The following is a 13,435-nucleotide window of genomic DNA, read 5'->3' on the forward strand; positions in this document are numbered from 1 at the left end:
CCGTTTTGGGGCCGTTTTCAGGAAAGCAGGCTTAAAATCCTTTCTGTATTATTGGCGGTTTTCCGGCCCGCCGCTTTGGGTCTGTTTTATGAAAACAAGGCAAAAAGTAGGACTGTAGCTACCAAATACTCAGTGATTTGCTAAAAATTCTGCATTTTACTGCGGTGCGAAAAAGATTTTGTTGTACTTTCAATATTGGGATAGCGAGCACCTTGCCATGAAAGTATTTACAACACAGCCATTTCAAGTTATTTATTCTCTTTTTGAGCATGAATACCTGGGCTATTTGTTTGAGTCTTTTGTGGTGCAGGTCAACTCCAAACGGCAACTCACCCTCCAGCACCAGAACATCTCCATTAAAAACGCCGATGAGTTCGCCTCACGGCTCAACGACACTGATTTCCAGCTGATTGAGTTGGTAGACCAGATCCAGCAGGACGCGGTGTTCAAGAAATTCGCGATCAAGAAAACCACCCTCGCTGATTTCTTCTTCAAAACCTATGACCCCGCCAAGGGCGATAAACTCCTGCAGGAAAGTATTGACCACTACATCCAGAGCCGCATGGCCAAGATTCTGGACCTGCTGCAGGACAAGATGGTGTTTGTGATGGGCAAAGACGGCGAGCCCACCTGGAAGCGCCTGAACATGGCCACCGAGAAAGCCACCGTGCTGTTCCACTTCCGCCGCAACGATGACAACACCCATTACTTCCCCACCATCAAGTACAAAGGCGAACGGCTGGAGTTCCAGTATCAGGACGCGGTACTGGTGTGCAAAGAGCCGGCCTGGCTGCTGCTGAACGACTGCCTCTACAGCTTTGAAAAGCAAGTGGACGGCAAGAAGCTGCAACCGTTTCTGAACAAGAAGTTCATTGCCGTGCCGCGCAACGTGGAGGAAAGCTATTACCGCAAGTTTGTGGCCCCGCTCATAGAGCAGTTTGACGTGTACGCCAAAGGCTTCGATATAAAATCTGAGCGCTACGTGCCGCAGCCCCAGCTGCAGTTCTCAGAACTGGCCGTGGCCGAGCCTTCGCCGGCTTTGCTTGCCGCCGCCGGTGAAGACGAGGAAGAGGAGGAAATCGCCCCTCCCTCAGATGGCGACAAGATCGTTTTCCAGCTCAATTTCAATTACGGCCCCTATACCGTAGGCACGCAGGAGCCCCGGAAGATCAGCGTGAGCGTGGAGAAAACTGCTGAGTCGTATATTTTCCACCGGCTGCACCGCGATCTGGATCAGGAAGCCCATTTTGTGCAGGAGCTTTCCAGCCGAGGCTTGGAGATCAGAAACGGCCAAGCGATCCTGGACAAGCCCCAGGCGTTCGGGTGGCTGAACAGCTACGCCAAAACCCTGGAAGAACTGGGCTTTACCCTCCAGCAGAGCCAGTCAGAGAAAAACTATTTCATTGGCGAGACCTCGGTGAACGTGGGCATCAACGAAACCAATGACTGGTTCGATATTTACGGCACCGTCCGTTTCGGGCCGTACGAAATTCCGTTCATCAAGCTCCGGAACCACATTCTCACCAAACGCCGCGAGTACAAATTGCCCAACGGCCAGATCGCGATCATCCCCGAGGAGTGGTTTACCCAGTATCTGGAACTCTTTGCCTTCTCTGAGGGCGACGAGGAGCTGAAACTGCGCAAACACCACCTCTCACTGGTGAGCGACCTCCAGAACGGCAACCTGGCCCACGTGACCATGAGCCGCAAGCTGGAAAAGCTCCGTGAGTTTGAAGCCGTGGAAGACAAGCCGCTGCCGCTCGGTTTCAAAGGCGAACTGCGCCCTTACCAGAAAGCGGGCTATAACTGGCTCCATTTTGTGCAGGAATACCACTTCGGCGGCTGTTTAGCGGATGACATGGGTCTAGGGAAAACCGTGCAGACGCTGGCGCTCTTGCAGCACCGAAAGGAAAATGGTGCTCAGACGGCGTCTTTGCTGGTCATGCCTACCTCGCTCATCTACAACTGGCTGGCCGAAGCCCAGAAGTTCACCCCGCAGCTGCGCATTCTCACCTATACCGGCACGTACCGCAACAAAAACGTGGCGCAGTTCAAGCACTATGACCTCATTCTCACGTCTTACGGCATCGTGCGCCTGGACCACGAGATCCTGAAGACGTACCTGTTTGACTACGTGATTCTGGACGAGAGCCAGGCCATCAAAAACCCCAATTCCAACACGTCCATCAGCATGCGGGAGCTGAAATCCAAGCACCGGCTGATCTTGACGGGTACGCCCGTGGAAAACAGCACCCTGGACCTGTGGAGCCAGATGTCATTCATCAACCCGGGCTTATTGGGCACCCAGAACTTCTTCAAGAAGGAATTTTTACGCCCCATTGAAAAGCTGAAAGACGAACAGAAAACCAAACGCCTGCACGCGCTCATCAAGCCCTTCATCCTGCGCCGCCATAAAAGCCAAGTGGCCAAAGAACTGCCCGAGAAGATTGAGCACATCACGTTCTGCAAGATGACGGAGGAGCAGGAGCACGCCTACGAGGAAACCAAGTCCTATTACCGCAACAAAATACTGAAGAACATTGAGGAGCAGGGCGCGGCCAAGTCGCAGTTCATGCTCTTGCAGGGTCTGATGAAACTGCGCCAGATCGCGAACCATCCCCGCATGGCTGATCCCGCCTCAGAAGCCGAATCGGGCAAGCTGGGCGAGGTGCTGCGCCTGACCCGCAACGTGGTGAGCGAAGGCCACAAGGTGCTTGTCTTCAGCCAATTCGTGAAACACCTGGACCTGGTGCGAGCCGCCCTGGACGAGCGCAAGATCAGGTACGCCTATCTGGACGGTTCCACCAAAGACCGCCAGGCGCAGGTTGCCCATTTCCAGAACGATCCTACCCTTCCCGTCTTCCTGATCTCGCTCAAAGCCGGAGGCGTGGGCCTCAACCTCACCGCCGCTGATTATGTGTTCATTCTGGACCCGTGGTGGAACCCTGCCGTAGAGGCTCAGGCCGTAGACCGCGCCCACCGCATTGGCCAGCAGAACACAGTCTTTACCTACAAGTTCATCACCAAGAACAGCGTGGAAGAGAAAATCCTGGCCCTCCAGGACAAGAAACTCCAGATGGTCTCTGACCTCATCTCCACGGATGAAGCCGTCATCAAACGTCTCACCAAAGAGGACATTGAAAGCTTGCTAAGCTAAGCGTTTAGAGACTTGTTTTGGGAAAAGAGGGTGAAAACGTAGGTAGCTACTTCCATCCAAAGCACCAATAACCGGAGGTATTCCGTTTATATGGTAATTAGCTGTAATTAAAAAGAATGAAAATAGAATCAAATTCTCATCTGAACTCATACTTGAACCAAATTCAGTATAAGTTAGAAAGCACCGAAACAGACCTGCCAGAAGAATTAGAGAAGCTTATAGATTCCGGATTTAGAATTGAACAAGATTGTATACTGATTAAAGACTTTCAGTACTTCGGGCCTGGTGACTTGGACACAGATTTTAAGAAATGTGAATATGAAGTCTTCTTAAATGATATTCATGTAGACGACTACTATAAGCACTTAAACAGCGAGTTGGAGTATTTACCGATTGGACTCAAACTGGCCAAAAGACTGCATCACAAATTGACTTCCAGTTTTGACGCCGACTTTAGAATTGTAGTATCATTCTGTGAGACAACTTACTCTGGGGAAGAGATTGATGTTTACGGCGGGTGCGTAGTCAAATTCCATAAAATACGACCTTCCAAAGATGATGAATTTAAGTTTTCAAATTTAGAAAACTTTGAATCGGAAGCAGTAATGACAATAGAATAACAGCAACGGACTAGTATAAACATCAAGCTACGGCCTTGCTCGTTATTTATTCTAGTCCGTTGGCACCAATAAATAGAATCAAATCTTACATATGAGAAGGAGATTTACAGGCTTATTAAACATCTTCATATTTATTGGACAGTTGAGCTGCACCACAGAAGGCAACACCAAAAGCAATCCAGTTAGTGAAAAGTCAGCACCTCCTGTAAATCAGACTACCCACTCCGCAAATAATGATAAAAGTTACTGCCAGGGACAACACTCTCCCCGCTAAAGCCGACACGGCTTACTTTACAGTAGCTAAGGCGGCAAAGAACCTTGACCTAAACACAATCCGAATAGAAAAAAACGGGAACATACCGTCTCGGTTCTTACTCCTTGAATATACAAGACTCTCCCTCCAAAGAGGAGCACTACGACTTTGAAATCAATAGAAACGGCAAAAGTATATTCAGAACAGAGGCCTTCGACATCTCAAAAGTAGTTGTTGACAAAAACTTAGTAGTCTTCACAATATTTGACATGGTTACAGAGGATAATGCGAACACAGGTCATGCTTATATTCTGGACACGGTAAGGGCAGAAATAAAGAAATATCCTGAACCGCTACAGAATACAACAAACCCAATAGCTATCGGAAACAGGATATTCCTCACGAACGGGCTGTCCATACTGGAGACCGACAAGAATTTAAAGAAAGTAAGTGAGCGGAGCATCTTCTACTCTTCCGCAGAAGCAGAAGATAAATTCGAGTACATGGATACTTACAACATCAACGAGCTAAGCAGAAAAGGTAGCAGTTTGTTTATCAACTTCACCCCGCATAAAAGCGACAAAGACATGAAGATGTTCAGCGGCGAAATAGGCAAACTTGCAGATGTGATACTCCTGAAAGAATAAAAAATTACAGGTGCTAACATTGTGCATAAGCCATGCTTCGGCCGGCGGCCTTGCACGCCTCATGCACAAGCCGTAGTATGGCATTAATGATAAAAAAGATAGAAACCTAAAAAGGTGTTATCTACAAATAGATAAATCGAAAAAGTAAAATAATGTCTAAATTATTTTATTACGGAACGGTTGTTTCTGCTTTAGTGCCTTCTACTTATCTGTTTATAATTTCTTTATTTATTGTGTTTAGTCTTGTAGAATCTTTTCCCCTAAACTTACAGGGTTCTGTACTGCTAACCCAAAGCTTACTTGGATTATTCGGTTACTTTGGGCTTTTGATGCTATTAATAGAAAATACGGGTGAAAGGCGCAAGATGGTTCTTATTTTCTTAGCCATGGGGGTGGCTTCGTTTTTAGTTTCTATAGGCTTCAGTGGACAAAAAGCTTTGAATTGGTTAGCATCAATGAAAGAGCCAGGTGAGTTGTTTGTTTTAGTCTGGCCCGTAAGCATATCAATATTCTATATTGTTAGAATAGCAAAGCGGCTACCTACATATCCTATCAATGAATAAGAGTCGCATTTGGCGATACTAGTCCTAAAACTGAATAGACAAACATCTTTGAACTGAATTCCTGAAAACTAGCCTAAAACAAAATTTGAACTCTAGAGTCAACCGCAGAAGAACACCGCCATACAACAACAGCTGAACGCCAGCTTAGATTAAGGGTCTTGCCGCCGTTTACATCAGGCAGTTAGCAGCAAGTATAACGCCCCACGTCCCCTCCTCAACAAGTGGACGTTTGAACAAAGTGAATTCGGACGTTTAAACAAAATCGCTAGACAGAAAGCACTCTACTTTTGTCCCAACCAAATAACTAAAACATGGGACAATCAAATTACAACGGAGCATTACAGAAGCCACTGGGTTCGGGCTTCAACGCAAAATCAACGTCAACAGAAGTAATCAAAGGAATTGACCTCAGCGGGAAAATTGCCCTTGTTACAGGGGGTAACACCGGAATTGGGTTGGAGACGGTAAAAACGCTTTCCAACGCAGGTGCAAAAGTTATTGTTCCGGCAAGGGACATGGATAAGGCAAAGAAAAATCTACAGGGGATTGGCAATGTAGAAATAGAAGAAATGGACTTGATGGACCCAGCTTCGATTGACACATTTGCAGGAAAGTTTCTGGCTTCAGAAAGACCTTTGCACGTGCTCATCAACAATGCAGGGATTATGTGGGTCCCGCTGCGCAGAGACGGCCGGGGAATTGAATCACAATTAGCGGTTAATTATTTGGCTCAATTTCACCTCACCAGCAAACTGTGGCCCGCATTAAAGAAAGCCAGCGGAGCAAGAATGGTAAATGTCTCTTCACAAGGTCATCAATTTGCCCCCTTCAATTTTGAAGACCCCAATTTCGAACATCGCGAATATGAAACCTTGCAAGGGTACGGACAGTCAAAAACAGCGGTTAATTTGTTTTCGCTTGAATTAGACAGCCGGGCAAAAGAATTTGGGGTAAGGGCTTATTCCGTACACCCAGGCTCTATTGGAGGAACAGAATTAGGGAGAGAAGCACCCTTAGAGTTATTTATACAAATGGGCTATTGTGATGAAGAAGGAAATATGTTGCCTGAAATTGTCGCATCGCTCAAAACCGTTCCACAAGGTGCATCTACCACAATCTGGTGTGCGACCAGTCCGCAACTAGACCACATTGGCGGGGTGTATTGCGAAGACAATGATATCTCAGAATTGCATCTTGGGCAAGAATTTTCAGTAGGTGTGAAACCTTACTCGTTAGACGAAACCAACGCAAAACGCCTGTGGGAGTTAAGTGAGAAATTGACAGGCATACCATTTCCACTTGATTGAGCTTTGTAAATAGGTAACCACACGGGCAATATGGAGTTCCAATTAAAATACATCACCGAAGATATCAAGCTGTCTTGCTACGAAGACAGGTTATTTAAGACCGAAGTTGTGTTTGATCACCATATGCTTGTGTGGTTTATTTCGGGCGAGACAAAGATCATTCAAGCCGACCAGAACTATTTATTTAAAGCCGGCGACATTTTCCTCATTCCAAGAAATCAGTTAGCAACCATTATCAATTATCCCAAAGATGGGCTTCCGCATAAATCGGTTGTCATGCACTTGTCCATAGACAGACTCCGCGGGTTTTACGCGCATTTAAACATAAAGCCCAAAGTTTCTGCAACGCAGAGAATCCGAAGTTTTGACAAGCACCCGTTGTTAGAAAGTTGTCTTGCTTCGTTAATTCCGTATTTTGACCTGCAGGAAAAATTCCCTGAGGATATCGCCTCACTAAAAATTACGGAAGCAATTTCCATCCTTAGAACCATTGACAAAGACATTGATACCCTTTTAGCCAACTTTGAAGAACCGCATAAAATTGAACTAGCCAGCTTTATGGAAAAGAACTTTATGTTCAACATGCCATTGGAGAAGTTTGGCTACCTGACAGGTCGCAGTCTGACTACTTTCAAACGCGATTTCCAGGGAATATACAACACCACCCCACAACGCTGGCTCACGCAGAAACGCCTGGAACTGGCCCATTATCAACTTGCCGAGAAAAAGAAGAAGCCTACGGAAGTGTACTTAGAAACTGGCTTCGAAAACTTATCGCATTTCTCCTACGCATTTAAAAAGCAATTCGGACTGACTCCAACAGAACTTGCCAACCGAACTACCAGCCGCTAATCTAGGCTTTGCGGAATGGCAGGCTTCAAGAACAAGTGCTTAACGTTAGAAATCTTATTTAACTTGGGTGCAAAAGCTCGGCTCACTGAATACAGAACCCTTCACCATTACAAAGCCCATGTTCGCGGTAGTTTTAGCAGACTTCATCGTATGACAAAGAAAACTTTAATTCTTATTGGATTTATTTTACTGAAATTCTTATTGCAATACGTTTTAATAAGCTCAGACTACGACTTACAGAGAGACGAATATTTACACCTTGACCAAGGACAACACTTGGCTTGGGGTTTTCAATCTGTTCCGCCATTCACGTCATGGGTTTCCTATTTAATCTATTTACTTGGCAACTCTGTTTTTTGGGTAAAATTTTTCCCGGCACTCTTTGGGGCTCTGACAATTTTAATAGTATGGAAAGCAATTGAGGAGTTGAACGGAAATCTGTTTGCTTTGATCCTAGGTGCTACCTGTATTCTATTCTCTGCAGTTTTAAGATTAAATATCTTATATCAGCCAAACTCTTTTGACGTATTAAGTTGGACGGCCTTCTATTTTGTCGTGATCAAGTATTTCAAAACTGAAAGCATCAAATGGCTTTACATTGGTGCTTTTGTTTTTGCTATTGGATTTTTAAATAAATACAACATAGCTTTTCTTGCAATAGGTCTTTTACCTTCTATTTTATTAACTGAACAACGCAAGATATTTACAAACAAACATTTCTATCTTTCAATTTTGCTTGGACTGCTTATTATTTCACCTAATCTAAATTGGCAGTTAAAAAATAATTTTCCGGTTATCCATCATTTGAATGAATTATCAAATACACAGCTAGTGAATGTAAACCGTGTAGATTTTTTTAAATCACAACTATTTTTCTTTTCAGGCTCTTTATTCGTTATTGTCTCAGCTTTATATGCGCTCATTATTTATAAACCATATAAAAAGTATTCAGCTTTTTTTTGGGCAATGATGTTTACCCTAATGGTTTTTGCTTATTTCAAAGCAAAAGATTATTATGCCATAGGACTTTATCCAATTTATATTTCTTTTGGTTCAGTATTTATTGCAGACAAAATAAATCAAGGCAGGAAAAAATATTTACAGCCAGTAGCTATTTCAATTCCAATTCTATTTTTCATTCCTATTTATACTATATTTTTTCCAAACAAAAGTCCTGAACATATAATAACCCGTAACCATACTTACCAAAAACTAGGCTTACTCCGTTGGGAAGATGGCAAAGACCATGAACTACCGCAAGACTATGCTGATATGTTAGGTTGGAGAGAATTGGCTCACAAAGTGGATAGCGTATTTTCTAAATTACCGAACAAAGAAAAAACACTTATCCTGTGTGATAATTATGGACAAGCAGGAGCTATAAATTATTATACTAAGCAAAAAATAAAAGCCGTTTCCTTCAATGCTGACTATATAGATTGGTTTGACCTAAATAAAAACTATGTAAACTTAATCAGAATAAAACAATCACATGAAGTTGAGGCTGAACTTAAAGAAACATCACCTTTTTTTGAAACTTCATTGATTTCTGATTCTATAACAAACAAATATTCACGAGAATTTGGCACTTCAATATTCGCGTTTATTGGTTCAAAGATTGACCTCAACAAGAGAATTAAAGATGAAATTTCCGAAAGCAAGAACTAACATTGATTTGGCAATGTGTTGGCCAAAGTGCTTTTATTAAACATTTACTTAAGGTGCAGCAGCCTTAAGTAACCGAACTTATATAGTAAGTATTGAGCACATTACTAAGTCATAACCCCAATTTACAGGAATAGAGACATTCCCATCCACTAAACAACTTCCCTATGTCAATCACATCAGAAGCCGAGCTTATCGGGATGCAGAATATAAGCAAGATTGTCGCCTTGACCTTGAAAGGAATGCGCAACTACGCTCAACCAGGCATGACCACCAAAGAGCTGGATTCCTTTGGAGGAGAGTTACTGAAGCAATACGGGGCAAAATCAGCGCCGGCGCTCGCGTATGGGTTTCCGGGTTGGACGTGCATCAGCTTGAATAAGGAGATCGCTCACGGCATCCCCTCAGACGAAAAAGTACTGCAGGAAGGTGATTTGATTAACATCGATGTTTCGGCGGAACTGGACGGCTATTGGGCAGACAATGGCGGTTCCTTCGTGTTAGGCCAAGATGTACACAACCACCAGCCGCTGGTAGACGCTTCCAAGAGGATTTTACAAAAAGCCATCAAAAACATCAAGGGAGGAGTTCGGATTGCCGAAATAGGCCGCTTGATTGAGAATGAAGCCAAAAAGTCTGGGTATACCGTCATCAAGAACCTAACGGGCCACGGAATTGGCCGAAAATTACACGAAGAACCCAGTGAGATAGCCAACTACTATGACCGGTACAACTTGAATAGATTCAAGAAAAACTCCGTGGTGGCCATTGAAACCTTCATTTCAACAAACTCCACTATTGCGAATACCCTGAAAGACGGCTGGACACTGGTAGGAAACAAAGGCGGTTTTGTGACCCAGCACGAGCACACCATTGTAGTGACCGACGGAGCACCTATTATCCTAACCGAGATGAATGAAGTTTGGGCGTAATGCAAACCTAAACTGCAAACTAACCATCCTATACTTTATATTTCTATCCTAAATTCATATACTCTAACAACATGGAAAACAGCTTCTTATTTATCGCGAATATTGGTATTCCTGAGTTACTGCTTTTGCTGCTCATGGTGGGCATTCCTGGTATTTTATGGATTTGGTCGCTCGTTGATTTGCTCACGAGTAAATTTGCGAACAGCCTGGAGAAACTGATCTGGCTCATTGCGATTGTCTTTGTACCGGTATTAGGGGCTGTTCTCTACCTGCTCATCGGCCGGAAACAGAAAATAAAACCAGTTAGCGCCTAGCAAGAGAAGGTTACTTGTACTATTTCCCGCAAAACAGAAAGGGGCGCCATTTGCTGGCGCCCCTTTCTGTTTTGAGCATGTTTTCAGAAAACAGGCCGTAAACCTTATTCCGCGGTGCCCTGATCTTTATTCTTCTTCCCGATGGAAATCAACCGGGGCAGTACCTCTTTGAAGTTCTCTACGCCTACCACCTGCCAGTAATCCTCTTTCTGGAGCATGCGCAGTTCCACAATCATGGACTCGTCGCTGTTCACGGGACGCACCTTCAGGCCTACCAGGGAAATAGAGTCCTGGCGGTTGACGTGGTCTACTCCTTCAAACTCCAGTTTCGGTAAAAGCTTTGTGTTGATCAGTTTGCCAACGGGCAGCAGTTTCACCACATCGGCTACCTCGGGCACTTTCTGGCCAGACACCGTTTCCACACTCTGGATCAGTTGGCTGCGCACAGCCGAGGTTAGCTGTTTCTTCGCTTTCAGGCCTCTCCGCAGCAGGTTAGCGGCACCCTGCAGTTCCTGGGGCAGCAACTCTACCGCCATGTTCTGGCTTTGCTCCACCAGGCTGTTAGAGGTGCGCTTGAAGTCTACATACTTCTGCAGCTTGGTCATGTCTTTGGTTTCCAGGGCAGACCTGATCTCCACCAACGAGGCCTCAGGACCCGTTTTCGCTCGGTTATAGAACCAATAGCCACCGGCACACAGGGCCACAACCACTAAAAGGAGAAGTACTTTTTTCATGTAAGAAGGCTTGGATAAAAGCTTGAATTGATTGCGTACAAACGCCTTCTTTCTTGCAGAAGAAGGCTAGTAATATTACTAAAAAGATTTCACTTGCCGCACATCCTGCAAAACGCTTTTACCCGGGCCTGGGCCAGCCCCTGTTTTGAGGGTCTTTTTTAGAAAACGGCCATAAAACCAAACGGGCACCGGCAACAAGTACCAGTGCCCGATTGCCTGCGGCTTTCCGAAAAACCGACTTAGGCTTTGATCTTAGAATAAGGGAATTTTTTAGACGCCTTGCGCATGATGGTGGTGATGATGGTGTTGGTGTCGCTGCCCAAGCCTCTGGAAAGGCTTTTCTCATATTTCCAGAGCAGTTCACCGGAGGTGCCGTCATAGATGTTGATGGCGGTCTTGCCGGAGTTGGTAGCGCCGTAAACGCCCACTACTAAGCCCAGGGCCAGAGACGCGCCGTCAGACATGGGTTTGTCGGTGGAGAACGTGCCGGTGATGATGCCGTCCACGCCTAGCACTTTAGAGATCTCGGCCGGGGTGAAGCTTTTGATGTTTTCTGGGGTGATGTTGTTTTTCAGCAGCAGGGCGTTGGTGGTAGCGGCATCTTGGAAAGAAACGGTATAGTCATCTTTGGCGCTTACTTTCAGGAAGTACGTTTGCAGGGCGCTCTGCACGGCCAGTCCCTCGTTCTGCTCCATCTCCTTGATGCGCTCCGGGGTCATGTTTTTCATCTGGTTCGGGCGCAGGCCCACGCGGGCATCAAACGGAAGAATGGCAATGGTCTTGTGCTGCTTGGCCAGGCTGGCGAAGGCCGGGTTGGTGTAAATTTCTTTTGTCTGCGCTGACACGCCCACGCTCAGGAACAGAGCCAACAACACAAGTACTACGGCTGTAGATTTCATACGGATTATAAGTTTATGGTGAAATGAAGGGTTGAAAGTTAAAGCGCAGGGCAGCGCCTATATAGCTACTGTAATATATATAATTAAATCGATTAAAAACATACTGCTATCAAGGTAACCTCCTCAAAACCTCCTCAAAGCAACGGTTACCTTTTGGCATAAGGCAGTTGCCGGGTGGCTTTCCGGGTGATGGCTTTGATGATGTGGTGCGTATCGCTGCCGATGCCCCTGGAAAGCATTTTATCATAACTCCACAACAAGTCACCGGAGGCTCCGTCATAGATGCGCATCATGGTGTTGCCGGTGTTGGTGGGGCCGCTACCGCCTATGTAAGGCGTGTACAGCAACGTGTACACCGCTATGGCCGCCGCTACCGCCGTAGAGACGGGTTTCTCAGTGGTGAGGGAGCCCACCAGCACGGCGTCCACCCCCAGCAGTTGGGCCAGCTCTGCGGCCGGAATGGCTTGCAGTTCCTCCGGCTGGAGATCATGCTCTTTCAGAATGGAATTGGTCAGGTTCACGTCCTGCACGGCAATCTTCTCCCTGTTCCGGTTGATCTTGTTCAGGAAATGGATCTGAAAGGCACTCTGCACCGCTTTCCCGTGCTGCAACTCCAGGGCGTAAAGCTGCTCTGGAGTTAACCGCCGCATCTGATTCGGCCGGAGGCCCACCTGCACGTCAAAAGGTAAGATAGCAATGGTCTTGTGGTGCTGGGCGGCTGCCTGAAACGCCGGGCTGGTATAGATATTCCGGGAGTGGTTACAGCTGCTTAACCCCAACACTACCAAAGCCGCGATTCCCCAAAGTGCACTTCTCATCGTCCTTTTCTCGTATGGATTCCTACTTTTACTTTTCTTCTCTTCGGCGCAGCCCGGTTTCGGGAACATTCGGCGGGGGAACAGGTTACCTCATTGCACCTAGTTGGCCGGCATGAAACTTCATCTCCAGACTCCCGTGGCCCAGCATTTCCGGGCCGTTTTAGAAGGTTTTACAGTAGACCTGTTCAAGGCCCTTTCACCCCCATTCCCCACGCTAAAAATTTTACGGTTCGATGGAAGTTTCCCCGGGGATAGGGTAGAGGTGGAGCTGCAGGCCGGCCCCATCAAGCGCCGGTGGACCAGCCTCATCACCGAACGGGAGGTAACGGAGCGCGAAGCCTGGTTTGTAGACGAAGGGCAGGAGCTGCCCGCACCCTTGAAATACTGGCGGCACCGGCACCTCATCACCCAGGAAGGCCCGCACAGCGTCATCCATGAACTGATAGAGTACCGCACCGGCTCCCGCGTGCTGGACCTGCTGCTGTACCCGGTGCTGTATGCGCAGTTTGCGGCCCGAGGCCCCGTGTACCGCCGCATCTTCGGGAAAGTGAACTAGCGTTTAGGGCCTGTTTTCCGGAAAGAAGGCTTAAAACAGGAGACATCGGGCAGGGCCGCGCCCAAACTTTTACACGTGGAACATGTTAAGAACAGGAAAAAGCGGGAAACTGCGTAGA

The 13,435-nt window shown here is 46.4% G+C and carries 13 protein-coding genes; 10 read left to right on the forward strand and 3 right to left on the reverse strand.

Annotation, left to right across the window (positions count from 1 at the left end; all coding sequences use genetic code 11):
• Positions 1-217: 217 nt before the first annotated feature.
• The 9 genes from H7U12_RS07115 to H7U12_RS07155 all read left to right on the forward strand — a co-directional run bounded on the left by H7U12_RS07115 (position 218) and on the right by H7U12_RS07155 (position 10,310).
• Positions 218-3,157: a DEAD/DEAH box helicase gene (locus H7U12_RS07115; protein WP_186635151.1), complete on the forward strand. Its 2,940-nt coding sequence runs from the start codon at positions 218-220 to the stop codon at positions 3,155-3,157.
• A gap of 116 nt (positions 3,158-3,273) precedes the next feature.
• Complete coding sequence (locus H7U12_RS07120) at positions 3,274-3,777, forward strand: hypothetical protein (protein WP_186635154.1); 504 nt, start codon at positions 3,274-3,276, stop codon at positions 3,775-3,777.
• 378 nt (positions 3,778-4,155) lie between these two features.
• Positions 4,156-4,677, forward strand: a complete 522-nt coding sequence (locus H7U12_RS07125) for a hypothetical protein (protein WP_186635156.1) — start codon at positions 4,156-4,158, stop codon at positions 4,675-4,677.
• A 152-nt stretch (positions 4,678-4,829) separates the two neighbouring features.
• A complete protein-coding gene (locus tag H7U12_RS07130) occupies positions 4,830-5,240 on the forward strand; it encodes a hypothetical protein (RefSeq protein WP_186635159.1) in 411 nt (136 codons plus the stop codon).
• Positions 5,241-5,551: 311 nt separating this feature from the next.
• Positions 5,552-6,547: an SDR family NAD(P)-dependent oxidoreductase gene (locus H7U12_RS07135; protein ID WP_186635162.1), complete on the forward strand. Its 996-nt coding sequence runs from the start codon at positions 5,552-5,554 to the stop codon at positions 6,545-6,547.
• 30 nt (positions 6,548-6,577) lie between these two features.
• Positions 6,578-7,399: an AraC family transcriptional regulator gene (locus H7U12_RS07140; RefSeq protein WP_186635165.1), complete on the forward strand. Its 822-nt coding sequence runs from the start codon at positions 6,578-6,580 to the stop codon at positions 7,397-7,399.
• 150 nt (positions 7,400-7,549) lie between these two features.
• On the forward strand, positions 7,550-9,067 hold the full coding sequence (locus tag H7U12_RS07145) for an ArnT family glycosyltransferase (RefSeq protein ID WP_186635168.1): 1,518 nt from the start codon (positions 7,550-7,552) through the stop codon (positions 9,065-9,067).
• A gap of 164 nt (positions 9,068-9,231) precedes the next feature.
• Positions 9,232-9,996 (forward strand): type I methionyl aminopeptidase, encoded by a 765-nt coding sequence (gene map / locus H7U12_RS07150; protein WP_186635171.1) that lies wholly within the window; start codon positions 9,232-9,234, stop codon positions 9,994-9,996.
• A gap of 71 nt (positions 9,997-10,067) precedes the next feature.
• Positions 10,068-10,310, forward strand: coding sequence for a PLD nuclease N-terminal domain-containing protein (locus H7U12_RS07155; RefSeq protein WP_186635174.1), 243 nt, complete (start codon positions 10,068-10,070; stop codon positions 10,308-10,310).
• Positions 10,311-10,414: 104 nt separating this feature from the next.
• Here H7U12_RS07155 and H7U12_RS07160 read toward each other — a convergent pair whose 3' ends face one another.
• From H7U12_RS07160 to H7U12_RS07170, 3 genes are all read right to left on the reverse strand, one after another.
• Complete coding sequence (locus tag H7U12_RS07160) at positions 10,415-11,044, reverse strand: DUF2939 domain-containing protein (RefSeq protein WP_186635177.1); 630 nt, start codon at positions 11,042-11,044, stop codon at positions 10,415-10,417.
• 239 nt (positions 11,045-11,283) lie between these two features.
• The gene (locus H7U12_RS07165) at positions 11,284-11,943 is read right to left on the reverse strand and encodes a hypothetical protein (RefSeq protein ID WP_186635180.1); all 660 of its coding nucleotides are present in this window, start codon (positions 11,941-11,943) and stop codon (positions 11,284-11,286) included.
• 146 nt (positions 11,944-12,089) lie between these two features.
• Positions 12,090-12,761 carry a hypothetical protein gene (locus H7U12_RS07170; RefSeq protein ID WP_186635183.1) on the reverse strand — a complete coding sequence of 224 codons (672 nt, stop codon included), beginning with the start codon at positions 12,759-12,761 and terminating at the stop codon, positions 12,090-12,092.
• A 112-nt stretch (positions 12,762-12,873) separates the two neighbouring features.
• Here H7U12_RS07170 and H7U12_RS07175 point away from each other — a divergent pair, with 112 nt between their 5' ends.
• On the forward strand, positions 12,874-13,317 hold the full coding sequence (locus H7U12_RS07175; protein ID WP_186635185.1) for an SRPBCC family protein: 444 nt from the start codon (positions 12,874-12,876) through the stop codon (positions 13,315-13,317).
• Positions 13,318-13,435 lie beyond the last annotated feature (118 nt).

This window comes from Rufibacter sediminis (assembly GCF_014269285.1).
In the GTDB taxonomy this organism is placed as follows: domain Bacteria; phylum Bacteroidota; class Bacteroidia; order Cytophagales; family Hymenobacteraceae; genus Nibribacter; species Nibribacter sediminis.